General features: G+C 55.3%; 18 protein-coding genes. 8 read left to right on the top strand and 10 right to left on the bottom strand.

All coding sequences use genetic code 11. The features are described from left to right. Positions 1-5: 5 nt before the first annotated feature. Genes A6F69_RS04435 through A6F69_RS04425 form a run of 3 tightly spaced genes read right to left on the bottom strand, consistent with a single transcriptional unit; the run spans position 6 to position 3,736 of the window. Positions 6-1,028: a formylglycine-generating enzyme family protein gene (locus A6F69_RS04435; RefSeq protein WP_169816549.1), complete on the bottom strand. Its 1,023-nt coding sequence runs from the start codon at positions 1,026-1,028 to the stop codon at positions 6-8. Between the two features lie 45 nt (positions 1,029-1,073). Next, a complete protein-coding gene (locus A6F69_RS04430) occupies positions 1,074-2,483 on the bottom strand; it encodes a BNR-4 repeat-containing protein (protein ID WP_083984833.1) in 1,410 nt (469 codons plus the stop codon). Between the two features lie 17 nt (positions 2,484-2,500). Beyond that, complete coding sequence (locus A6F69_RS04425; protein ID WP_067597886.1) at positions 2,501-3,736, bottom strand: glycoside hydrolase family 88/105 protein; 1,236 nt, start codon at positions 3,734-3,736, stop codon at positions 2,501-2,503. Between the two features lie 193 nt (positions 3,737-3,929). On the opposite strand from A6F69_RS04425, the gene A6F69_RS04420 reads away from it, so the two are divergent. Further along, complete coding sequence (locus A6F69_RS04420) at positions 3,930-5,333, top strand: sulfatase (RefSeq protein WP_169816548.1); 1,404 nt, start codon at positions 3,930-3,932, stop codon at positions 5,331-5,333. Between the two features lie 23 nt (positions 5,334-5,356). Here the strand turns inward: A6F69_RS04420 and A6F69_RS04415 are convergent, their stop codons facing one another. Continuing rightward, positions 5,357-5,878 (bottom strand): DUF6250 domain-containing protein, encoded by a 522-nt coding sequence (locus tag A6F69_RS04415; protein WP_144573727.1) that lies wholly within the window; start codon positions 5,876-5,878, stop codon positions 5,357-5,359. 209 nt (positions 5,879-6,087) lie between these two features. After that, complete coding sequence (locus A6F69_RS04410) at positions 6,088-7,143, bottom strand: LacI family DNA-binding transcriptional regulator (protein WP_067597880.1); 1,056 nt, start codon at positions 7,141-7,143, stop codon at positions 6,088-6,090. A gap of 204 nt (positions 7,144-7,347) precedes the next feature. Here A6F69_RS04410 and A6F69_RS04405 point away from each other — a divergent pair, with 204 nt between their 5' ends. The 6 genes from A6F69_RS04405 to A6F69_RS04380 all read left to right on the top strand — a co-directional run bounded on the left by A6F69_RS04405 (position 7,348) and on the right by A6F69_RS04380 (position 14,341). Next, positions 7,348-8,322, top strand: coding sequence for a TRAP transporter substrate-binding protein (locus A6F69_RS04405; protein ID WP_211352819.1), 975 nt, complete (start codon positions 7,348-7,350; stop codon positions 8,320-8,322). Continuing rightward, on the top strand, positions 8,319-8,813 hold the full coding sequence (locus tag A6F69_RS04400; RefSeq protein WP_067597875.1) for a TRAP transporter small permease: 495 nt from the start codon (positions 8,319-8,321) through the stop codon (positions 8,811-8,813). Before A6F69_RS04405 ends, A6F69_RS04400 begins: the two co-directional genes overlap by 4 nt. Continuing rightward, positions 8,810-10,105, top strand: coding sequence for a TRAP transporter large permease (locus A6F69_RS04395; protein WP_067597872.1), 1,296 nt, complete (start codon positions 8,810-8,812; stop codon positions 10,103-10,105). The genes A6F69_RS04400 and A6F69_RS04395 overlap by 4 nt, the downstream gene beginning before the upstream one ends. A 112-nt stretch (positions 10,106-10,217) precedes the next feature. Next, a complete protein-coding gene (locus A6F69_RS04390) occupies positions 10,218-11,864 on the top strand; it encodes a purine-cytosine permease family protein (RefSeq protein WP_067597869.1) in 1,647 nt (548 codons plus the stop codon). A 42-nt stretch (positions 11,865-11,906) separates the two neighbouring features. Beyond that, positions 11,907-12,854, top strand: a complete 948-nt coding sequence (locus A6F69_RS04385; RefSeq protein ID WP_067597866.1) for a DUF4861 family protein — start codon at positions 11,907-11,909, stop codon at positions 12,852-12,854. After that, positions 12,854-14,341, top strand: a complete 1,488-nt coding sequence (locus tag A6F69_RS04380) for a sulfatase-like hydrolase/transferase (protein ID WP_083984678.1) — start codon at positions 12,854-12,856, stop codon at positions 14,339-14,341. Before A6F69_RS04385 ends, A6F69_RS04380 begins: the two co-directional genes overlap by 1 nt. Before the next feature lie 27 nt (positions 14,342-14,368). Here the strand turns inward: A6F69_RS04380 and kduI are convergent, their stop codons facing one another. Further along, a complete protein-coding gene (gene kduI, locus A6F69_RS04375) occupies positions 14,369-15,205 on the bottom strand; it encodes a 5-dehydro-4-deoxy-D-glucuronate isomerase (protein ID WP_245638283.1) in 837 nt (278 codons plus the stop codon). 102 nt (positions 15,206-15,307) lie between these two features. Here kduI and A6F69_RS04370 point away from each other — a divergent pair, with 102 nt between their 5' ends. Continuing rightward, positions 15,308-15,622 (top strand): L-rhamnose mutarotase, encoded by a 315-nt coding sequence (locus A6F69_RS04370; RefSeq protein ID WP_067597863.1) that lies wholly within the window; start codon positions 15,308-15,310, stop codon positions 15,620-15,622. A gap of 30 nt (positions 15,623-15,652) precedes the next feature. Here the strand turns inward: A6F69_RS04370 and A6F69_RS04365 are convergent, their stop codons facing one another. From A6F69_RS04365 to A6F69_RS04350, 4 genes are read right to left on the bottom strand one after another with little or no spacing between them, the layout of a single operon-like run. Continuing rightward, positions 15,653-17,113: a BNR-4 repeat-containing protein gene (locus A6F69_RS04365; RefSeq protein ID WP_083984677.1), complete on the bottom strand. Its 1,461-nt coding sequence runs from the start codon at positions 17,111-17,113 to the stop codon at positions 15,653-15,655. Beyond that, entirely contained in the window at positions 17,113-19,572 is a 2,460-nt protein-coding gene (locus A6F69_RS04360) for a DUF5060 domain-containing protein (protein WP_067597857.1), read from the bottom strand. Before A6F69_RS04360 ends, A6F69_RS04365 begins: the two co-directional genes overlap by 1 nt. A 1-nt stretch (position 19,573) precedes the next feature. Next, positions 19,574-22,753, bottom strand: a complete 3,180-nt coding sequence (locus A6F69_RS04355; protein WP_157092819.1) for a glycosyl hydrolase — start codon at positions 22,751-22,753, stop codon at positions 19,574-19,576. A 12-nt stretch (positions 22,754-22,765) separates the two neighbouring features. Then, a complete protein-coding gene (locus A6F69_RS04350; protein ID WP_067597851.1) occupies positions 22,766-24,151 on the bottom strand; it encodes a BNR repeat-containing protein in 1,386 nt (461 codons plus the stop codon). Positions 24,152-24,176: the final 25 nt, after the last annotated feature.

Raw genomic sequence — 24,176 nt, 5'->3', positions numbered from 1 at the left:
AAGTGTCAGACTTCAGGAGGCTGATCGTAAGCCAGTCTGAAACCGACATTTGATGCGCCCAGTCCTGGATCGCGACCTTGCCGGCTTTCTGGGCGGTAACGCTGGCAATAGTTAGGCGCGCAAAGATAACTGCCGCCTTTCATCACGCGGCTGGCCAAGCCGGGATTGAGCGGGTCATAGGCCGCATTTTCGCTGGGGCCGCGCGGATTGTCCTGCTCTGCTGGATCGTGGCCGGGGCGAAAATAGTCTGCAGTGACTTCCCAGACGTTGCCGACCATGTCGTAAAGCCCATAGGCGTTTGGTTCGAAGCACCCGACCGGTGCGATGCCTTTGAAACCGTCGCTACCTTCATTGACTACCGGAAATACGCCTTGCCAACTGTTCGCGAAGCGGGGATCGGGTTGCTCGGTGTATTTCTCCGCGCCTGCACTAGCGGCAAATTCCCACTCAGCCTCAGTTGGAATCCGGCCGCCTTTCCAAGCCGCATAGGCAAGCATATCGTCCCAAGCGAGGTGCACCACAGGCTGGTCAGGCTGTGCTTCGGGTCCGTCTGGCCCATAGGGTCTTCGCCAGTTTGCCCCTGGCAGATACTCCCACCAGTCGCTGTAGCGGCTTGATGGTCGTTCAGGTGGAGTAAAAACGGCAGAGCCAGGCTCCAGCATGAAGGCTGGGATCTGCTCCACCGGAACGCCAAACTGCGCAGGATCGACCGGTTTTTCCGCGACAGTCACATAGGCCGTTGCATCAACGAATTCGGCGAATTGGTGATTGGTAACTTCGTGCGGATCGATCCAGAATCCACTCACGATTGTCTGCCGTTCCGGGCCTTCCTCCGCGTATAGGGCATTACTGCCCATCACGAATGTACCGCCATCAATCCGCACCGGTGTACGGGAGGGCTGATTGCAGGTTACAACTGCCGCAAAATCGCTCGCCTTGGTCGGCGTTGGCGCACTCGCATCTTTGCTTGGTGGCGCGTTGCACGCGGCGAGCCCACAAATCGCTGCAACGGCCACTAACTTGTGCATTAGCACCATACCAATTGAAGCCGAAGTTGAACCATTCGGCACCTTCTAACGGGAGCTCGCGGCCCTTACCACCGGGCCGTTCTCACCGAGCAGATACATATTGCGCCTGTCAGTACCACGCAGCCGCTCTGCCACGATAAGTTTGGCGTCAGGATGGGCATTACGGATGAAGCTACTGATCGCAAAGTTCGCGTTGGGCCTGCGCAGCAATTCGCGTGTCTTCACGAAGCTCTCGCCACCGTCTTTGCTTTCCCACCAACTGACATTGCCTTCACCAGTTTGGTTTTGAGATGCGAGAACGAAACGAACATGTTCCGGTTCTACCGGATCAATTGCACCGTTAGAGATGGGTAGAATACCTGGGTTGCCGCCAACCCACTCGCTACCTGTCCAGCGATAATGGCGCATTTCTTTAGGGCCACCAGTTTTGGTTACACCCAAGTCCTCGCCCATAGTAATGCCAATATGCGGATACCCCTTGTTGTCCAATGCAACTGGGCCATTGAAGGACCAGAGCGCACCCGACCGGGCAACTAGGGTCTTCTCTTCTGCCACCTCACGTGTCAGCGGCATTGGCAAGGCTTCACCCTGAATGTTGCGCCACCGATTTTCGCCAGTGTCGAAGACCATGTAATATATGTCCTGGCGATTGGCTGTGTGGCCCCGTGCATCAGGCGCACCGTCGTTGTCCCAGCAAAGATGGTAGTCAAAATTGACAATAATCTCGTCGCCAATTCCCTTGGTGACATAGGGATACCAACTGTCGACTGCAGGCAAATCATCCCGGCGCTTGTGCTTTAGGAAGGACACAGGCTCCCCGAAGGTGCGACCATTGTCGGTCGACTTGTGATAAACCCAGTCGCTTCGATGCGCCCCGTGACGATAGAAAAGATAGATGTCGCCATTGTCCATTTTGACCACCTGATTGTAAGTGCCAAAGGGCGGGATCGTGTCGAGTTCTTCCCACTCGGTGATGTCATATGGCCGCTTAGACACGACGTGCTTGTTTTCGCCGTAGTGATGGTTGCCTAGCGGGTTTTCCCCGTGCACCTCACGCAGTCCGCCATGTCCGCCGAAAAAGATATGGATGTATCCAGCGTCATCAATGATCAGCGTGGGTTTGCCATGGTTATCAATTTTGCGGCTTGGGTCTTTTCCCATAGCGCTCGTACCGGCCTTGAACGGACCGAACCACTCGCCGGTCTCATGGTTGTAGGTCGCAACATAGGGGTCCTCCAGAGGTCCCTGATAGCTGACATAGGTGATGCCATCGAGGTGCTCGCCCGCCGGGTGTTGGATAACGGCAACGGCATTCCCTAAACCATTGTCCGCAAAGTGATCCGTGTATTCAGCAGCAGATTCGCTGGATGCCGTCTCTAGATAGGCAGGACTACAGCCAGCGATTGCCAAGCCCAACGAAACAGCAAGGGCAGATTGGAGTATAGAGTGCTTCATCGACATATGTTCCTGGCTTACTCGCTATCAATCATTTCAGCGGCGAACAGCAAAGCGCCGCCAGCCGCATAAAGCTGGCTGGATTCGCGCGTAGTTGCCTGCGGGTCTTTACCGATTTGCTGAACCCAGCCGACCTTACCGTCTTCCGTTACAGCCGCTCGGATGGCGTCCCATGCCTTGTCCCTGGCATTTTCGTATTTCTCACCTTGCAGCAGACCGTTGTTTAGGCCCCACGCGAGCCCGAAGCCGAAAAAGGCTGTACCGCTGGTTTCGGGGTTAGTTAGGTACTCCGGGTCCATCAGCGAAGTCGGCCAATAACCGTCTTCGCGCTGGATCGAGACCAGTTGATCGGCGAGCGTGAGAAATGTTTCTCGCATAAGTGGCAATTCTGGGTGGTCGTCAGGCAAAGCATCGATGAACCGGGCTAGCCCTGCAAACACCCAACCGTTTCCGCGGCTCCAAAAGACGGGTTTGCCATTGGGTGTCTTCGCATCAAAGTAGCGGCTGTCACGGAACAGCAGACCGGTTTTGGGGTCTTGCAGATATTCGATCACAGCACGGGTTTCAGACGCAGCGTAGTCTGCGTACTTGGGATCGCCAGTTACACGGGTGGCAAGCGCCCAGGAAGGTGGTGCCATGAAGATCGCATCCGCCCAGCACCACCGTTTTTGGCAATCGCCCTCTTTTCCTTCTTGAGTTGGAGGCGTGAACTCAAGGCTGACGGTGTAATTCTGATCGATTATATGATCGAACTGCTCCGCGGATTTTTTCATCAGCTCGGGAGTGCCATCGCGCAATGCTACAGCAGCATAGATGGCCGCAATTGCCTGATCATCGCCGTGCCAGGGTCGGTCGCCCAGCTCAGTCCCGAAATCATTCGAAAGCTGACGCAGTCGAGAGAGCAATGCTGGATCGTTTGTCTTGGCAGCGAAGTGATCGAGGCCAATGTAGAATGCTGCTTTCACCCAACCACGAGAATAGGATGTCTGAGGATACTGAAACTCGATATAACGCAGATCATTATTGGCTCGAAGCTGCCACTGGGCAACTGCACAGCCGATCTCGATCACACTGGCTTCAGCTGGGTTGTTGAGTGCAGGTGCGCGCCAACCCGGAACAACTGTGTCGCAACCCACCGGCGGTGGTAAAGCCCGATCGCCGTGAATCTCCGTATGATCATCAGCGGCTGTCGCAGTTCCAACACCTAGCAAAACACAGCTCGCAGCGAGGCCTGACAATACCGAATTCTTCATGTTCGTTCTTCTCCCGAGCAGCATTAAGATAGTTCAATGACTTGGCTTTCTTTCGACCTTGGCCCTGCGCCATTGCATTCCAGACTCGTTCATTTACAATCAATTTCGCGCATAGACAAGCATGGTGCAATGCGCGGCTGAACGGGAGGCATGTGTGACTCAGGTTTCGCGGAGAGGATTTTCAATTGGCGCCTTGGCGAGCACCGCTTTGCTGTCTGGTTGTTTTCCAAACGGTCAATCAGCGCAGGAAAGCACAGCGAAGAATTTTCTCTTCTTTTTGGTCGATGATCTTAATGACTGGGTCACCGCGCTTGGTGACCATCCGCAGGTCAAGACACCCAACATCGACTTGATGGCCAGATCTGGGACAGTCTTTGCCAATGCACATGCACAAGCGCCGATCTGTGGCCCGTCCCGCGCCAGCCTGTTCTCAGGACTGTATCCCGCGCAAACCGGCATTTACGGGCAGATCCCTGATGATCGTCTGGAAGCCGCCATTGCCGCCGTGTCTCCGACGCAACTGCTGCCACAATATCTGCGAAGCCAAGGTTACTACGTTGCCGGATCGGGCAAAGTGTCTCACCAGGGCGGCCTCGACAGTATGTTCGACGAGTATGCTGGGCGTAGGGGTGAAAATCGCGGTATGTATGGTCCGGGGCCAGCCGAACGAATGAAATGGTTTGACGGACGTACCCATACCGATTGGGGTGCCTACCCTGATAGTGATGAAGACATGTTCGACTTTCAGACGGCCACGTTTGGTGTCGATTTCCTATCGCGTCACATGCAGGAGCGCGGCGACAAACCGTTTATGTTAGCGCTCGGCTTCGTTCGCCCGCACGTGCCTTGGTATGTTCCGCAGCGCTGGCTCGACAAGTTTCCACTGGACGAAATCGAAATGCCCGTGGTCCGCGAGAATGATCTCGACGATGTACCGCAAGCGGGACGAGATTTGGCTGCAGTGCCGCAAATGCCAACTTTGGAATGGGCTGAACAGAACGCTGAATGGCGGCCAATCATGCAGGCCTACCTCGCCTCAATCGCCTTTGCAGATTATTGCATAGGCATCGCGATGAAGGGTCTGCGCAAGCATGGATACGCCGATAACAGTTTGGTCTGCCTAGTCTCCGACAATGGATATCATTTGGGCGAGAAACAGCGGTTTGCAAAGATGTCTCTTTGGGGCCGTTCGACACGGGTCCCATTGATCTTTGTTGGCCCCGGAGTCCAACATCAGATCGTCACTGATCCGGTCGGACTGATCGATATATACCCGACAGTAGCGAGCCAACTAGACCTCCCGGCCAATCCGGAAAACGCCGGACGCGACCTGAGCCCCTACCTTACAGGCGACGGCACATTACCGGTCCAGCCGCAAGTATCTGTATATGGCGAGGGCAACTACGCCGTCGTTGACCAACGTTATCGCTACATCCGTTACGCCGACGGTTCGGAGGAACTCTACGACCACGACAACGATCCGCTGGAATGGCACAATATTGCTACAAGACTAGAACATGAAGCCACTAGGATTCGGCTCGCGCAACATATTCCAAACGACGCAAAACCCGACATACTTGGAGGCAAATTGTATTGATGCAAATTTGAATGCCACCGAGGCTATCTCAATTCGCGTACAACGAAATCTTCCACGATCAGTCGATTCCGAACAGTCCGCAGAGCAAAATGGCCGGATAGATATGGTTCATAGTCGGTGATGTCGAAAATCAATTCTCCATCCCGGAAAAATCGCTGACGGTATCCTTCTGACACGATCCGAATTTCGTACCGCCGGTTGCCTTCTATCAGAAAGCGCGGATCGGTCAGATCATGCTCTGGTAGGAGCGGCCTGTTGCCTATCTCCCCAACATATCTCCGAAAACGGGTCCTTGTGTTGTTATGCCCGCCTACGCCAACGTAGTAGAGCATGAGCGCATCGTATTCACCGAACCTTCCTGTCCGATCGATGCCAAAAATGTCTTCATTGTCAGGATCACTCGCCATCCAGAACTGATTGAGATCGCTTACCCTGTCATGCAGCCCTCCCTTATCCACGGCCGTAACCTTGTATGTGATCTCGACTGGGGCATGAAGTCTCGGCTTGAACCAAATCGTTGCCCCGCCAGGCGCGATGACTGTCATTTTCCCGTCTTGTGATGAGACTCGTGCTCCGGACTCGGCTTCGATGTGCCACATCTCGAGATCGGAGATAATCGTATCAAAATACAAGGGTGATTTCGAAAAAGGCCGATCGGGAGTAACAGGGGCGCACGCCGCAAACGATACTGCCGTTAGAATTGCGCAGAACATTTTTCGACAGGATTTTGGTGCGCTCATCAAGCCATCATCCATCAAACCTTTGGCAGCTTGGCGGACGCCCGTTCGATGATATGCGACGGAACCACGATCTGTCGAAGGTCTGCCTTATTGGGACTTTCTCTGAGAAAATCGGCTGCGAGTTTCACTCCAGCGAGGTATCCCATTTCTTCGACTGGCCAATGAACTGTCGTCAATGGCGGCCAAACATGTGAAGCAGTCGGAGAATCGTCAAAGCCAATCAACTCAACATCACTGGGCACCTCTAAGCCGAGGCGATAGGCGGCATGTAATACACCCGAAGCCATTTCGTCATTGCTGGCAAAGATTGCGCTTGGCCGCTCGGGGCGATCAAGCAGTAGTTTCCCTGCCTCTAATCCGGATTCGAATCGGTAGTTGCCTTGGACTATCAATGCTGGATCCGGCTCAACACCTGCGTCTGCAAACGCGTCACGAAATCCAGCTTCGCGCTCGATAGGCGAGCGGAAGCCCTCCGGCCCCCGCACAAATCCGATTTTCTTGTGCCCTCTCTCGAGGAGCGCTGAAATCAATTGCGTTACAATTTCTCGATCATTCGACGCAACGCAATGCTCGGCTGTATCAAGCGCGGTCGATCCTACTCGAACATAGTTCACTTTGAGCCGCCGGCACAGTTCGACAATATCGTCGCTTTCGGAGACTGGCGGAAGGATCAGGACCCCAATCGGGCGCTGCTTTGCAAGGAACGATTCGACGTCCTCTAGCAATCCGGGTGAAGTGCGATCCACTGGTCTTACGGCCAGTGCGAGTTCAGTGTCTTTGATTGCCGAAAGCACACCTTTCTGAAAGTTGAGAACAGTTTGGGCATTAGGATTGTCATGAAGCAGCGCGATCATGAAGTTCCGTCTCAATGCTAATGCCCGAGCTTGAGGATTGGGAACATAGCCAAGTTGCTCGATCGCGCCCGAGACTTTCTCGCGAGTCTCCGCACTCATCAAGGGCGATCTATTTATGAAACGACTGACGGTTTTCTTCGAAACGCCCGCCAGCGCCGCCACGTCATTGATCGTAGGCGCTTTCTTGTGTTGGGAAGAGTCTCCCTGCTGGGACATTATCAGGCAACCTCGTCAAGGTTAAAACAAACCGTCAACTACGTGGAACACGCGCTGTCAGCTTCAATCGGTAATTGCAAACAGATAAATCTGACTTGCACTTGTCATGACACCGGTTACCACTGATAGTCAAACTTGCTCAAACAAGTAGAATTGAAAGCGATCGGGAGAGAGAGATTGCGCGTTCATTCAAGGCGTCGACATTTGCAGCTGCTGTCAGCGGCAGGCCTCGCGGCCATGCTACCTGGTTGCACGCAACTGGGCGCGAGCAATCGGATCACATTGGCTCATACTTTGGACGAGCAGCATCCCGTGCACCTAGCGATGGGGCGGTTTCGCGACGAGCTGATCCGCCTTTCCGGGGCTTCTATCGCGGTCGAAATTTTTCCCAATGCTCAGCTAGGAACAGAGCGCGAACTGGTGGAGCTGGTTCAGCTTGGCGCGATCTCCATGACCAAGGTCTCTTCGCTCTCTCTCGAAAACTTTGCACCGGACATGGGCGTTTATTCGCTTCCTTATCTTTTTGATGACAGCGAACATCAAAGGCGGGTTGTACAAAGTGACGTCGGGCAGGAAATCCTTGAGGGTCTGAGCAAGGTCTTGCTCAAGGGGATGGGGCACTACGACGCCGGCGCGCGAAGCTTCTATATGACCGATGGTCCAGTCAACACGCCTGCAGACATTCGCGGCAAGACTGTCCGCGTCCTGCCGAGCGAAGCTTTGGTCAAGACAGTTGAAACATTCGGTGGTGCGGCGACCCCAATTGCCTTCGGCGAACTTTATGCCGCTTTGCAACAGGGCGTCGTCGATGGTGCGGAGAACAACCCGCCCAGTGTACTCAGCGCGCGGCATCACGAGGTATGCAAATACTACTCACTTGATGAACACGTCAGCGCCCCTGATGTTGTAGTGATGAGCCAAAGTGTGTGGGATAGCCTGAACGAAGAACAGCAGGGTTGGGCCAAGCAAGCGATGGCCACTTCGGAAGCTTACCAGCGCCAGCTGTGGCGCAAGGCATCTGATGAGGCTTTGGCGGAAATTGAAGCGAGTGGAGTCGTTGTTAATCGACCAGACAAAGCGCCCTTCCGAGAAGCTGTCGCTGGTTTCAAAGCCGGGTTTGACGGAACAAGGATCGGCGAACTCGCTGCACGGATCGAAGCCATGTCGGAGAGTGCATGATGCGGATTATGTTGGAAAAAGCACTTGCCGGGATCCTGGTGCTGTTGTTCAGCGCGACCGTTATCACTGTCGTTTGGCAGGTGATCGGTCGCTATGTTCTTGAAGCTCCCAGTTCTGCGACAGAAGAGATCGCGCGCTTCCTGCTGATCTGGCTGGGTATGGTGTCGATGGCCTATGCCTTTGCGAGGCGAATGCATGTGGGTGTGGACTTAATTTCCGCGCGGCTGTCTCCATCGGGACGAATATCAGCAGCGCGGGCAATCTGGCTCGCATGCGCGGCCTTTGCGCTGATTGTGATGGTCTATGGCGGCGGACTGCTGGTGAAAGTGACCGCAACACTAGGACAGACATCCGCAGCTCTCGGCCTACCAATGTGGACGATTTACGGCATCATGCCGGTCAGCGGGCTGGTGATCGCCTATTTTTCCTTTTCCTTCATGCTAGAAGGCACAGCGACCGAGACAGAAAATCTGGAAGGAGAGGTCCAGTGACAACCGGCCTGATCCTCGTTTTGGTTTTCTTCATACTGGTCGCGCTCAATGTGCCGATCGGTTTTGCTATCGGCCTTTCAACACTGGCCGCACTGCTTGCGATCATGCCGATCGATCCTGCCACGACCACAATGGCACAACGCATGGTCGCCGGCCTCGACAGTTTTACCCTGCTGGCGATCCCGTTCTTCATCCTGAGCGGCTATCTCATGGGTGCCGGGGGTGTCGCGCGAAGACTAATTGATGCGGCGAAGGGGCTGATCGGTGCATTGCCGGGTGGGCTCGCAGTTGTCAGCATCATATCCAGCATGCTGTTCGGATCGGTTTCGGGATCGGCTGTCGCGGCGACTTCGGCGATCGGATCTTTCATGGTCCCAGCGATGAAGAAAGAAGGCTACGACGCACCTTTCGCCGCCTCTGTAACTACTTCCGCTTCGATCCTGGGGCTGCTGATCCCGCCGTCTAATGTCATGATCGTTTATGCCGTGGCGGCAGGTGGTGTCTCTATCGGGGCGTTGTTCCTGGCCGGATACGGGCCCGGGCTTTTGGCTGGTCTGGCGCTGATCATCGCCGCCATGCTGGTCGCACGAAGGGCCGGCTACCCAGTCTCTGAACGGCTATCGCTTAGCGAATCCCTGCGTACGATCGTCCCCGCGATCCCCAGCATCGCCATGCTCGTTATTGTTGTCGGCGGGATCGTATCAGGCTTTTTCACCGCCACTGAAGCCAGCGCCTTTGCGGTCGTCTATTCGCTGCTGCTCGGCATATACCTACACCGCGAAATGAGGTGGAAGGATCTGCCAGGCGTGATCATCAAATCTGCCGAGACCACCGGTATCGTGCTGTTCCTGATCGCAGCTTCAACCGGAATGGCGTGGATGCTAGCCTATTCGGGCATGCCCGGTGCAATAGCAGAGGCGTTACTCACCATTTCCGACAACCCGCTGCTACTGTTACTGCTGATCAATGTGGTATTGCTTATCGTCGGGGCATTCCTTGACATCACGCCAGCGATCTTGATCTTCACGCCTATTTTTCTGCCAGTTGCGGTTGCACTTGGCATCTCTCCAGTTCACTTTGGCATGATCTTGATCTTCAACCTGTCGATTGGATTGTGCACACCGCCGGTTGGTACTGTCCTGTTCGTAGGTGCAGCCGTGGGCGAGACGAAGGTAGCCGCAATGATCAAACCTATGACCCCTCTTTACCTGGCGATGATCGCCGCTCTGGCCGTCACAACTGCAGTTCCTGCACTGTCGGAAGCGTTGCCGCGGTTCTTCGGCATGATGTGAGCAGAGCGGGCGAGTCTCATTCATCAATCTTTTTTGATCATTTTCGATCATTTTCTTGCATCGGGCTGAAAGCCAGCTAATCTCCCGCCCAAAGAATCCGAGGGGAGAGTACATGGAAGAGTTCGAGCGCGAACCAGTTGCGCCATCCGCGTTAAAGCCGGGGCGTTACTTCGCCGCATCCTATGCTGGCGAGCATGTTGCCGGCACGGAATTCGTCATCGGCGCCATGTTCGTTTCCTGGGGAGTGGGAGCGGGCGATGTCATTTCCGGGCTTTTGCTCGGCAATCTGCTTGCTGTGCTCAGCTGGGTACTCATTTGCGCTCCGATTGCTACCGAAACGCGTCTGACGCTCTATGCATATCTCGAGAAGATCGCAGGCCCCGGCTTCATCAAGATCTACAGTGTGATCAACGGTATCCTGTTTTGCATCCTTGCGGGTGCGATGATTACCGTATCCGCGAGTGCTGTTCGCATTCTTTTCGGAATTCCACCACAAGTCGAATGGTATCCGACAAGCGCGACCTTCATCTTCATTGCACTGGGTGTTGGAGCCGTTGTGTCTTTCGCAGCGATGCGCGGTTTCAGTTTTGTGGCGCGCTTTTCCGAAGTAGCTGCGCCTTGGATGATCGCTATGTTCTTTGTGGGAGGAGCCGCATTGCTGCCTGTCATTCTCGCAGGGACACCGTCCGTCAACAGCGTGGGCAGTTACGGCGATTTCCTGAGTTTGGCAGAGACCAGCATCTGGATCGACCAAGGCACAGAAATGGGTTTCTGGCATGTTGTCGCTATCGCGTGGGGCGCCAACCTGGCATTCCACGGGGGTCTGGGCGACATGTCGATCCTGCGCTTTGCTCGGAATTCATCTTATGCTTGGTATTCAACGCTCGGGATGTTCATCGGGCACTTCGCCGCCTGGCTTGCAGCCGGGATCATGGGCGCGGGTGCGGCAATGATCCTTCAGCAACCATTGACTTCGCTCGATGCGGGTGAAGTGGCATTTCAGGCGCTGGGACCTATCGGCATTCTGGCAGTCATTGTAGCTGGCTGGACCACGTCCAACCCAACCATCTATCGCTCTGGTCTTGCGTTCCAGTCGCTCCACCCCTCGTGGTCGCGCGAGCGCGTGACGCTGATCGTCGGCGTGATCACGACCATGATCGCGTGCTTCCCATTCGTCTTCACGAAACTGCTCGATTTTCTAGGCATTATGGCTCTGGTGATGGCTCCTATCGGTGGACTGATTTTTGCAGAGCACTTCCTGTTTAAGAAGCTTGGTTTAACCCGCTATTGGCGTTCGGCAACTGAAGCTGCAATCAACGTTCCCGCCTTGCTGACCTGGATTATCAGCGTGGGTGTAGCAGCCCTGCTCGGGTATCAGCTGGGCGTCCACGTGCTGTTTCTCTTCGTGCCGGCATGGCTGACCGCGATGGTTGCTTATCCTGCACTTTCCTCCGCGATGGGAGCAAAGGCTGTCGATGCACAGCAACTGGCCTCGTCAGAGCAAGCGGAGAGCGAGAGGCGCGCCGTCGAACAAGCCTGGCTGGCCGAGCACGCAAAAACAAAGCTTGCAGCACCGGGTAGCAATCGGCTCCTACTTTCCGGCGCGAGCCTGTCGTTGTTGGTCGCAATAGTTCTGGGTGTGATGGCTCTTACAACCGGCGATTTGGAGCAGTTCCAGTCGCTGATTGTCTGGCCAACACTGACCTACTTCATCTTCGCTATTCTTCTGGTTTCGCGAGAGCCCGCTTCTCAGAAATAGCCCCCGCTTGAAAAGCCTGTGACCCGACGCGAGGAGAGAAAATTGAACACTGCAAAGAAAACCGGATTGGCGATTTTGGCGGGGCTTTTGGCAAGTTGTTCGTCACCGGAAAATGGCCCGAATGCAGAAGCAGAGAGCGCCGCTCCGGTGGTTGTCGACTTGCGAGTTCGCGAAAACCCGGAGAGCGAATATGTTTCTGTAGGCGAGTTCACCGTTCCTGAGGATCACGAGATAGGCGACGGCATGATGCCCTATGAGGGGATCGGGTGGGAAAACGCGCTGGTCGGCTATCGCATGTATCTCGATGGTCGTCTGGTCAGCGATATCTTCGGAAAGCAGGTGCGCGAACCGGTGCTGGCCCAAATCAACGAGTATGGCAGCTATCATGAGCTCGCGCCCTGGGGCATGGATGTGCTCAAAGTCGGGCCAAGCCTTGGAATTGGCGGCATCGGTATCATGCGCGATGGCGAGCCGGTCCAGTTCGGATCAGTGCCCAACCTAAGCGCTACTATCGGAACGACTGGCGGCGACACGGGTACATTCACCATCACCGCTGGCGACATCGAGGCTGTGGACGGCACAACCGGAGGATTTGTTGCAGAATACTCGATTGGCGAGGCAAGTCCGCTTACATTGGTCAGTGTGAATGCTGATGGTGATCTTCCACTCGCAACCGGCATAGTGATGCACGATGGCGCTCAGGTTCTGCAGTCTGACGAAGGCCCCGGCGAATGGCGCTATGTGGCAACCTGGGGCGACACGCAGAGCGAAAACAAGGACGGTTTGGGCATAGCGCTATTCTATCGCGCAGATCAGGCCGACTACGGCGGTCTAGCCAATACCACACACTATGTCGCCTTTAACGGGCCTCAGTTCCAATTCGGTTTTCTTGCCGCATGGGAACGTGATCCGATGGGAATAGACTCGAAAGAGGCTTTCGAAGCTCTGCTGGCATTAGAGCTTGAAGCCCTGAACGGAGCGTCCGAATAATGACCCGCAAGTTTTTGGCCCTGTGTGCCGCATCAAGTCTTTTCGCCTTGCAGGGCTGCATCGCTTCGACAAGCCTCGCTTCGGCTCCCGACGATAGTGCAGCTAATACGGCGCAGATCGATACAGAGGCTCCACGCCCCAATGTCTTGCTGATCCTGTTTGACGATATGGGTTACGGCCAGCTCGGTATCACCGGCCACGAGATAATCAAAACGCCGAACATCGACGCGCTCGCCCGCGAAGGAATGATCTTTGCCAACGGTTACGCAGGCAGCACTGTGTGCTCACCATCGCGAATATCGCTGATGATGGGACGCGATACCTCACGCCTCCACAGTTCGGCCAACACCATCTCGCTGCGCGCCGGTGACAGAACCATGGCACACTTGCTCAGCGATGCAGGCTATCAAACCGCTTTATTCGGCAAGTTCGGGATCGGCACGACATTTGGTGAGACCGACCCGATGGCGATGGGATTCCAGCAATGGAAAGGGTTGCTCCATAATATTCAGGCGCACCGGCAATTCCCAATGTTCATGTTCGAGAACAACCAGATGGTGCCTGTTCCCGAGAACCGGGCCGGTGCGCGCGAAGGTTATGCTCAAAGACTTTTCACCGATGATGCCCTGGAGTTCCTGGATACACAGGATGGCAGCACGCCTTTTTTCGCCTTTGTAAGCTACACATCGCCACATTCGGAAATGGCAGCGCCAGAGGAATTCGTGGCGCCCTATCGAGGCAAGTTTCCTGAAACACCTTACAACGGGCTTGCCGGACCTACTCCTGCCAGCCAGTTTCCAGATTATTATCCGCTCGCGATCGACGAGCCTAACGCTGTGCAAGCGGGCATGATCGCCGCACTTGATTCCTACGTTGGAGAACTCGTGGCGAAGCTCGAAGCGCGGGGATTGCGTGAAAACACCCTCATCATCATTACATCTGACAATGGGCCGCATTCAGAGGGCGGCGGAGATCCAATTGGTATTGCGGCCGCAGGCCCATTTCGCGGGGGTAAACGCGATCTGACCGAAGGCGGAATCCATATGCCTTTCATCGCGAGCTGGCCTTCGGTAGTTCAGGCAGGTCGCGTTGAAGACCAGCCGGTGATGTTCGCTGATCTCATGCCCACACTAGGCGCGCTTGCGGGTAAGCCCGGCGCAGCCGAAGCTATGGGCGCGAATGGAGTATCGTTGGCCCAATTGCTGATGCATGAAGAAGCCACGCTGCCTGATAGGATGCTGTATTGGGCCTTCTCTCGCCAATTGGGTGACCCCAATTCAGGCGTGATCGGTGTGACCCAGCAGGCTGGGAGAATTGGAAAGTGGAAAGCGCTGCGCGCGTCTGAAGACGCAGCCGTGGAACTCTATGATCTCAGCACGGATCCTGGCGAATCCAAAGATGTTGCGCGGCAATATCCCGATATCGCAGCAGACTTCGCCAACCGCTTTGACGAAGAGCTCGAAGAGCAAGCGCGCTACACCGAGTAGAGCGCTTGATCACTGACTAATTCTCACTCAGGCCAGTTCGGCTTGAGCCAGATGGTCCATGTCGTCGAATTCCTGGTTCTCACCGCCCATGGACCAGATAAAGCTGTAGGCCCCGCTGCCGACACCGCAGTGCATCGACCACGAAGGCGATAGCGCGGCTTCTTCATTGGACAGTGGTAGCGCCTTCATCTCGTCTGGCCGCCCCATGAAATGGAATACACGGGCATCTTCAGCCAGATCGAAGTAGAAGTAGAATTCGGAACGCCGGTCATGTGTGTGCGGCGGGAATGTGTTCCACACGCTGCCTTCGGCAAGACACGTAAAGCCCATCACAAGCTGGCAGCTTTCAACAATACCGGGGCGCAGTGATTGAAAAATTGTGCGCTCATTGGAAGTGGCTTGCCCGCCCAGATCGATGCGGTTTGCTTGCTCCTGCTTGACCAACTTGTGCGGATAAGCGGTATGTGCGGGATAGCTTACCAAATAATAGCGCGCAGGATTAGCCGGGTCGTCGCTTGCAAACCTCACAGTGTGCTCGCCGCGGCCTATGTAGAGACTGTCCAAGCGCTCCATGGGAAACGCCTCATTGCCTATCGTGACAGTTCCCTCGCCACCAATATTCACCACGCCAACCTCGCGCCGGGCGGTAAAGGCACCGCCCCCTAGCTCTGCAAACGAACTGAATTCGAGCGGTTCGGCAAGAGGGACCGCGCTACCCACGATGCCGCGATCAATGTCTGACAAAGTCAAAACCAGTTCACCCTCTGCCATCAGGCTTGCAACTACAAAGCTGTCGCGAAGCTCATGGTTTTGCATCGTGCGGTAGCGTTGTTGGTCTGCGGCGTATTTGCGGTCAAGTTTCACGATATCTCCGATTGATCACTTGATGATCACCTTTGAATGTTATTGGATTTTCTTGAGTGCTTATGCATGCTAAGCGGCTAAATTGAAAGAGGGAGACTGAGAATGGCATCCTATGCATGGATTCTGGGAATTCGCCCGGGATATGAGGAAGAGTACAAGAAGCGGCATGACGAAATCTGGCCCGAAATGACGGAAGCGCTGCGCCAGTCGGGCATTCGCAACTATCATATCTTCAAACACGGCCTGACGCTGTTCGGCTACTTTGAAACCGATGATTTTGAGGCGACCGCCGCCTTCCTTGCCGGCAATGAAGTCAACGCCCGCTGGGCAGAATACATGGCGCCGATCATGCAGGTAGATGTCGATCCCGCGACCGACTTTCCTTATTTGCTTCCGAAGCAGTTCTCGCACGACTGAATGCCAAAGGCGTTCAATCTTTCTCACCAGTCACTCAAGTGAGATATCGAAGATCTGCAATGGGCTTGATAAGCCGCGAGATTCTGGTTCGCGATGCCAAAGCAACGATACCTTGCCTTGCGCTACAGCGGACAAATCCCATGTGATGAAACCGCCCTGTGGATCGAACTTACGCTTCTTGTCGATTTCAATCGGCAGCCGATTCCATTTCCGGAATTCATCCTGGCGCTCAGCATAGTAGATTTGGCCTTTGTCTCGTCCAACGAAAGCGTAAAGGCGTTCGCCTACAACCGCCAGTGAAGCGGTATTGCCGTCAAAATTAGTCTTGGTTTGCCTCCAAGTGCCGTCACTCCGACCAAGATAATGGTAATAAAATGCTTTACCCCCGCGCCGATCCAGGTGCCGCAGCAGCGTGTGCATTTCGCCCGTCACCTGATCGACAGTCGATGTGATCGACGGATTGCTCGGGCCGAGGCCTTTGGGAACTTCGATAACTGGTCCGCCAATGTTGTCGATCGATATCGTCTCGCCCTGCTCCGTGTCGGCAATTTGCGAGCCATCTGTGCGCAGCCATGTACGCCCTTCATCGAGGGACTTGGCGTAGAAAAGCCCATGGTTGCAGAAGATTTCGCTTCGAGAACTAGTTGTGTAGTCGCAGGGTCGCTCGCGAAACACCCAAGATGCGTGAAGTGAACCGTCGGGTCCAACTTGCATCGCCTTTGCATCGCCCAGATAGGGGCCGCGGGTTGTCTCCTTGCCGTCAAAAGTGCCATGCCTAGAAGAGATATTGCGGACCTCTCCCCATCGGCCGATCGCCGCATCATAGCGCGCCAGCCGCATCTCTCCGCCGTAGGAGCCGCCGCTGCGGAAATAGACGATAAGATTGCCGCCGGGAAACTGCGAGAATGACGGATAAGTGACATTCAAGCGTTCGTCCGGATCGCGCCCCAAATTCTCGGTATAGGTGAACACCTCGTTGTTCCACACGACATAATCCGGGTCTGTCGCGACGCCTGGGGCGGTGACAGCATAGTTCATTTTCGGGCGATTGTGATGATCGAAGGAGATATGGATCCGACCATCGCCCTCAGAGATGGCGATGGTCTGCCGGTTATGAGCGTCATCCGATGTTACTTCGTAGTCCTCAAGTACCGAGTATTCCCATGCGAAGCCACCCAGCTTTCGCCGCGCAACAACCACATAGGACGCCGCTTCTTCACGTGGCACTGTCCGATCTCGCCCGGAGTAGAAGACCACATACTGGAAACCGTTGTAGCTTACCGCTCGCGCTCCCAACGGCCCCACAAATCGCGGTTTCCCATCACGCGAACGCTCCATCCCATCCGACGTATGCGATTGAGCGGCCAGTTCGTCCCAGCCGGTAATGTAAGCGCGCTCGGCATTTTCCGCGCCGGCTGCATGCGTAGATATAGATCCAAACATTAGCACCGCTGAAAACGCGCTAGCCATCAGCCTAAATGACGCAATCATTAATGTGCTCCCTGTGTTCTTGGCGTAGTTTTCGTTTCCTCATTCGCTCGCCTGAGCGCATCGGGCATGTAAGGGCTGAGAGTGAGATAGAAGGCGTCGAACGAAAAGCCGTCCTCTCTCATCGAGAATTCGACCCGGTGCTTCCCGGCGCTTGGCACATCTAGCCAGAGGCCGCCTTTGACGCCGCAATGGTTGTCTCGGGTGCGCTGGCGACTGTCCCAATGCCAACGGCCACGCCCTTCACAGTACTGCACGCGAGCACCACTTTCCGGCCATTCGCCGTTCAAGCCGGCGTGAATGCCGTTGTCCTCTGTTCCGAGTGCATGCGTGCGGACCCACAGATACCAGCGCCCCGCAGCCGGAAACTCCACATCATATGAAAGGATCGCCATCTTGCCGGGCTCAGCGCTGAAGTTCTCACCGTGGACGAGTTCATCATCATGCGTGACGCGGGTATCAGGGAGGAGCACGACATAGTCGTCAGCGCCATCTCGCTCCCATCCCTCGGGACATTCCGCAGATCGGCACCAGCTGCGAACATCATTCGCGCGCTGTTCTACGAAGTCCTCCGCCTCCACTAGTATGCCAGTGTCGACCCGCTCGACGACTGCCACCCATTTGCCGCTGCCGCCCTCGGGCGGTGAACCGATCGGAGTATTGCGTTGGCGGTTTTCGACTTCACTGACTGAACCGACTTGCAAGGCTCCACCATTCGCGCGGTCGAACCATCGGATCCTGAACCGGCCTTCGATACCGCCGGTTACGAGCACACTCTGTTCGTCGCCAGGCACAATGACCAAAAATTCGCCGGGTTCAGCGAAGACAAAGTCGTCTCTAGGCCTGGTGAGATGATCTGCGGCAATCATGCGCGCTGCGCGCTCGCCGACGTGATCACGGAAAAAATCGAGAGCCAATTGGCCTTCGCGCCATAGCCTTGCCCTGGTTCGATGATCTTGACAATCGAGATCGCTGCAGCCGGTCTTGTAGCCATAATAAGCTTCAACGCCGTTCGCCCCGGCAGTCAAAGCATTCCAGAGCCCGTCGCGAATGAACAGTTCGGGATCGAGTTCAAGCTCGCGTTTGCTGGGTAATTTATCGTCTGGGTAATCGGGATCAACGCCTGCGCCACCGTCGGCCCTTCCGGGCTCGTCATAGGCCATAACAAGCGGTTTACCTGCCAGCTTTGCTGTTGTGATCCAATTGATTACATCAAACCGAAGGTCGGAAATATCGTCCTCTCGACCTTGCAAACTCAGCCCGTTTAGCGCGGTATCCGGGCCAAGAAACGCGCGATAACGCTGCTTCTGATCAGGGTAGGAGTGCAACACTAGCGGATGATCGTAAGGATCGAGTGCCGCGAGATAGGAAGCCATGTGCCGCACATCGCCTGGGTGTTGGACATTCTCCTCGCCGAGATTCCAGGTAAGCGCGAGGAAGTGTCCGAAACGCGCGACCATTTCGCGCAGGAACAGCTTGCGGGTGCGCCCCAGCGCTCCTTCATCCATGAATGAATCGTTCTCAGTCTCCTGCAACTTAAAATGCATATGCAAGCCGCGCTTGTCGGCATAGGACAGTGCTCGCTGCCATTGAGCTAGCTTCGAAATGTCAAACCGATCCTGAAGCAGCCCCTCATTCCACTGCGCGCGCGGCTCCATCTGCTCGTATTCTTCAGCAGTTACAGCCATCAGATGCGGGAACACGTTTCGGTCATCCCCACCCGCGTTCCAAAGCAACATAGAGACCGAATTCGCGCCCGCCTCAACCAAATAGTCGAACATTCCTAGCAGGCCGCTGCCAGACCCGTCTTTGCCCCAAAGGTAGTCCCTACCTTCCGTTCTCAAGTCCGCTGCGTGCGCGTCCCAGGATTTGCGGAAGTCTTTGTAGTTGGGCGTTGCATCGAAGCCATCGTAGGCGAGCATGTTCTCCGGTGCATCTGGTCCAAACTTAAAGAAGATGCTGCCATCGCCCGAGAAGCGATAATAGCTCTCGCCGGTGTACTGCAGCAGTCCTCTCCCACGGACCGGGTCTTCAGACTGACGGGAGACCGAGAAGCTTCCTTGCGCCCCATTGCCCGCCAGTCGTTCTCCTGGCGCGGGCGAAATGGCCATGTCTGCACCGCGACGAAACTCAACCTTCCAACTGTATTCGCCTTCGAGCGGCGGGACGAAATGGGCTCGCCATACATTGCCTCCGGTGCATCCGGTATCAGCCGCGTCGCCGCATCCGGCAAAGTATCCTGGCATGGTCCAGCTTTCATCGCCACGGGTGACCGTCCAGTCGAGACGGACATCGGCGAACGGATTTACGCCGGAGCGCTCATCAAGCGCCGGTCCTTCCAATTCGAGCGTAACAAGCTCAAAAGGCGAGCCCGCTCCCTCTACAGTTTGCGCCGAGAGGGGCGCTCCTATCATCAACAGAAGCAAGCCCCCGATGAGCCAGCGATAGGACGGCATCAACATGTCAGAACTCTTTCCGTTTAAGCGTCACTGGCCCGATGAGACCAGACGGGATCAGCGGATCATCCGCTTCCTGAAAATACTGGGTCGCCCAACTCCGCCTCGGGCCGGGTGGTGGAGACTGGTTGTCGATGTACCAATCAGGCATGGAGCGGTCGGGGACATTGTCTTCGGCGCGGTAACCAAATTTGTCCTCTGGCTCGTAGCCGCTAGTATCTGGCAATGCCGCATCACCGATCAGGCGATTGACCCAGAGATTAGAGACTTTGATTTCGATTGAGTTCTTACCCGGCCTGAGCGCAGAACGAATGTCGATAGCGAAAGGCGCAGTCCACAATGTGCCAATGTCATTGCCGTTGACACGCACGCTCGCGACACTTTCCACCTGGCCAAGATCGAGCAAGATTTGCTCTCTATGTTGCAGGTCTTCGCGTCGAAGGGTGAATGCGTTTTGATAAGTAGCGGTACCGGCAAAATAGCGGATTTCGCGATTGTCATTCTTCGACCAATCGAACAGCTCCGATCCCGTAATATTGGTAGTGACGCCATCATGTGCATCGAACCTTATCGCCCAGTTTCCGTCAATTGATAGAACCACTTCGTTGATGAGGGTGGCTTCTGGTGCATCTCGAAATCGCAGATGGTCATCGAACAACAGGAAACGCGATTCATAAGGCGCGAGATTTAGTTTCAAGCGCGAACAACCAGTTTCATCGACAGTTCCGCTGAGGAACTCCATGTTCCCGTTGATGGGGTTCCATGCTTCGCTGTGCTTGCCATCCATCCTCACGCACAGATCGAACTGTCTAGCGTGATCGGCATCATTGAATACGAAGACAATGTCTGTTCCGCCTACCCGGCGGTGCGTGAATGAAGGAATGTCGCCCACACTGGAAAGGCGTGGCTGCAAACCTGCAGCAAAAAAGATGCCCTCTACGTCTTCCCCCAAATTGGCCATCGCAACAGGAACACTTGCCGCTCTTGCAGCTGCCAGTCGCGCCATTTCGCGCGCGCTTGGCTTGACTGTGTGCGGCCACCAAATCATTGCGTATCGTGCGCCATTCTGAAGCACGAGGGCGCCATCCTCAAGGCGGCTTCGTGTCAGCAAGGTCTGCGTATCAAGACAGTCGAACTCGACACCCTTCGGCAATACGTCAATCATCGAGTTCTTCTCTGGGCAAACGACGGGACTGTTTGATCCGACAACCATCGCAATGTCCGCAACGGCATGGCCCTGACGCAGCAAATGCTGCCCACGTGCCATGTATTGGAACCAGGCCGCTCCACCAATTTCCCACCACGGCTGACTACGGTCAAAATGCGACCCCCAGCGGTTCATGGTCATACCGGGCATCACATGGGTGTTGGCCTGATGTGCAAAACGATGAAAAAAGAACTGGTTGACGCCAGCCACCCAAGCTCGGTCGCCCCATTTTTTCCCGAACTCGGGCGAGAAATTCCAGTTATCGTCCCAAGTGGCTGTAAAGGCTTCGGCTGCTGCGATCGGTTTGCCAAAAATCCGCGCTGCGGAGACGGCGCCATTGAGGTTGCTGAGATCATCGCGGCGCACCCAGAACTCACCTGCTGGCACGGAAGCGACTGAGCCTACGGCTATCTCGTCAAACGGCCCGTTTCCATAAGGTTGGATCAGGCTTTCGAGTCCCTCATCGTCCATTAACTCGGCAAATTTGCCGTAGTAATTTTCATTGATGAGCTGTGCGCTAAACTTGCGAATGCGCTTGAACATCGCCTCCGTTCGCGATTTATCAGCAACGAAGCGGCCGGCGTACAATGGCAACCAAGGTATAAGATCGATGCCCGTCGCCTGTTCGAACTTGCGCTCATATCCAGCTGTCCAATTCTGCCCACCGACCTCGTAACTGTCGATCATGACGCCACTGAGTGCATCTGGCGCGACCGCGCGCGTGCGCGCAATCACCGGGCCAATAAAGTCGTCGTAGTGCGCCTGAAACGCAGCCGAACTGAACTTGTCGACTTCCAGCCCATTGCCTTCAGGCGATGGCATTACATTGTGGGCACCGGTCGACGTGTAGCCAAAACGCAAGAGTGTCCAGCGACCTTTGGGAAGCTTCGCGCGCAGCGAACCGTCGGTTGACAGGTTGGCAGTCAGATCGACAACGCTTTCGGGATCGACCACTGCATCCGTGTGTACGTCTGAAAGCGAAGGGAGCTCGTTGCCCGAAACGTATCCCAGCGCACTTTGGCCTGACGTGTTGTCGATACGCGCCAATTGCGAAAGCTCAATTTCGCCAATCGACGTGCTCTCGTTAAACTTCAGGCGGAAGTGGCGCGCGTCTACAGGCGTAAAGGCGGTGTCGATCTCCCATTCATCGCGCAGGATGCGAGTTTTGCCAAAATCGCGGACAGGCAGGAACTCCTGACCATCGAGAGACATTTCGAGTGAAATTTGTACATCTCGCTCAGGAATATTGGCGAGACGCAAATGCCGGATCGGTACTGATTGGCTATAGCTAAACTGGATCCAACCCGTCCCACCTTCGGGCACATTTATTGAATCTGATGTGAGAAAATCGCCATCCATCAGTCGATCCAAATCAACCGTTGGATCGGAGCTGGTTACGATCGGAGTGCTGCTCTTATCGGCGAGCTCTGCTTTCAAGGCCGGATAAGCAATTACAGCTACATCGCGATAAAATCCCTGCTCAGTGCTGGGCTGTGGCAAACGCAATTCTAGCCGACCGCCATCTACGATCATCTCGCGCCAGACCAGTCGCTTCATAGACTGTTCGGGCGTCACCCACGGCCCACCAGACGACGACCAGCCATCGCTGTTATGGAACGAGAACTTCATACCAAGCCGCTGGCATTCGGCTGCCACATGGGCGACCAGATCATGATACTCAGAAGAATTGAATTTCACTGGGCCATAGGAGATTCCCTGGGTCACGGAGAACAGTACAATTCCGCCGATACCGACACGCTCCATCGCTTCCAAATCTGTCGTGATTCCTTCTCGCGACATGTTGCCGCTCATCACATGGAACCAAGCCCATGGGCGGGTATCTGAAGGGGGCTGCGCGAACTGCTCGCGCAGCTCGTCGAGAGTTGGCTGGGCAGACAGCGCACTGGGCGATCCCAGTGAGAGGGCAGCGCCTATTGTTGCAGCAATGGCAAACCGTGATTCACCCAAGACCCGCAACAACGCGCTTTCCCCTTAGCGTGGAATCTTATGCAGACGCAGCGTTGAGGGCTGCGGAATCTGCCCGCGCGCCTGGTCCTGGGCAGGCGGGTTGGCTTCCCAACTTAGATAGAAATCATACGCACTGTCTTCAGGGATGCCCTCTGCCTTTTTGACAAACTGGACGAGCTGGTCGTTATCTTGGAAAGTGCCAATAATATCAGGAACCGATTGATAGCTGCCCACTCGAACGGTGCGGGTGGTTTCAGGATCGACGACAAACTCGATCTCATCGCCATCTCGCTTTGCTCTAACCCGGATTGTTCCATCTTCCGCTACGTAAGGAGCCTCAGGCACAAGAATTGAAACGCTAAGGCTTCCTCCACGGTCCAGAAGCTGCTTGCTGTCAGTCCAATCGCTTATTTGGTGGGTCGACCACCCCTCGCCCGATTTGCGCGCCAGCATTATCTGCGTGTCGCCGTTCCCGTCATTCTTGTAGTACGAAATCATGGGCAGGTTGCTCGCATCAAAGCCGAGCTTTTTCTGCCCGTTCAGTATGCCGCCAAAGGTCGGGACCGGATCGACAACTTCGCCAGTCGAACGGATCAACGGCAAACGAACAGGATTGCCGTTCGAATCTTCCCAGTTCTCCAAGTCAGGGCTCCGAACATAGGAAAGGTTGTTGTTTGTGGCTGCGGACGGTGTTTCACGCCATACCCAAACCATGTGAAATTTGCCGTCTGGACCTAGTTCGGGTCCAATATAGTAGGCGCCCCGCTCGTCTTCGCCGTCGAAGAACTGGCCATCATGCATGAGCGCCCATGTCTTCGACTCTGTGTCATATCGGTGATAATAGTACCGCCCGTTTCCGCTCCCACCGAGACGGTAGATCGCGATCAAGCGACCGTCACGATCATGCATGAAATTGGGATAGGTGACATTAACGTCGCGTTCGCGGCTGATAAGGTAATCGACTTGCCTCAGCGAGCGCACTTCCCATGGCTCCGTCGAACGGAAATAGACCAGCCGGTCATTGTGCATATTGCCCATTACATGGATGTAGCCCTCCTCATCCACATCGACAGTCGCGTAATTATGGCTGTCCCAACCCAGAAAGCTCGGGAGCTTGTGGTAGCGCCATGGGGTTCGTTGATGCGCGCGATGCGCCACACTCATTTGTCGGCTGGCATCGTAGTAAATGATGAATTGGTGTTCGCCGCGTTGAATCATTTGCGCCCAGACACGATTGCCGGCCCAATGGAAATCAATTGCCTCCACTTCACTCGCCAGATTTAGTTGATCGTCGGCTAGCCTGTCACTTGGCTGTGCAAAGGCGCTTGGCGTGGCAATGCAAAGAGACAGCAGCACGGCTGTCGCAATCTGAATTCCTGACTTCGATGCTTTCATAATCTTCGTGCTCATCACCTTGCCCCAAAAGGAACGGGCC

It is taken from the genome of Altererythrobacter ishigakiensis (assembly GCF_001663155.1).
In the GTDB taxonomy this organism is placed as follows: Bacteria; Pseudomonadota; Alphaproteobacteria; order Sphingomonadales; family Sphingomonadaceae; genus Erythrobacter; species Erythrobacter ishigakiensis.
This window is presented reverse-complemented; position numbering and strand designations above follow the sequence as displayed.

Bases quoted from the DNA above. Each gene is read 5' to 3' on its own strand.
- A6F69_RS04360 (WP_067597857.1), bottom strand. From the start codon at position 19,572: ATGTTGATGCCGTCCTATCGCTGGCTCATCGGGGGCTTGCTTCTGTTG.
- A6F69_RS04435 (WP_169816549.1), bottom strand. From the start codon at position 1,028: ATGCACAAGTTAGTGGCCGTTGCAGCGATTTGTGGGCTCGCCGCGTGC.
- A6F69_RS04400 (WP_067597875.1), top strand. From the start codon at position 8,319: ATGATGCGGATTATGTTGGAAAAAGCACTTGCCGGGATCCTGGTGCTG.
- A6F69_RS04365 (WP_083984677.1), bottom strand. From the start codon at position 17,113: ATGATTGCGTCATTTAGGCTGATGGCTAGCGCGTTTTCAGCGGTGCTA.
- A6F69_RS04430 (WP_083984833.1), bottom strand. From the start codon at position 2,483: ATGAAGCACTCTATACTCCAATCTGCCCTTGCTGTTTCGTTGGGCTTG.
- A6F69_RS04390 (WP_067597869.1), top strand. From the start codon at position 10,218: ATGGAAGAGTTCGAGCGCGAACCAGTTGCGCCATCCGCGTTAAAGCCG.
- A6F69_RS04350 (WP_067597851.1), bottom strand. From the start codon at position 24,151: ATGAGCACGAAGATTATGAAAGCATCGAAGTCAGGAATTCAGATTGCG.
- A6F69_RS04410 (WP_067597880.1), bottom strand. From the start codon at position 7,143: ATGTCCCAGCAGGGAGACTCTTCCCAACACAAGAAAGCGCCTACGATC.
- A6F69_RS04415 (WP_144573727.1), bottom strand. From the start codon at position 5,878: ATGACAGTCATCGCGCCTGGCGGGGCAACGATTTGGTTCAAGCCGAGA.
- A6F69_RS04380 (WP_083984678.1), top strand. From the start codon at position 12,854: ATGACCCGCAAGTTTTTGGCCCTGTGTGCCGCATCAAGTCTTTTCGCC.
- A6F69_RS04370 (WP_067597863.1), top strand. From the start codon at position 15,308: ATGGCATCCTATGCATGGATTCTGGGAATTCGCCCGGGATATGAGGAA.
- A6F69_RS04425 (WP_067597886.1), bottom strand. From the start codon at position 3,736: ATGAAGAATTCGGTATTGTCAGGCCTCGCTGCGAGCTGTGTTTTGCTA.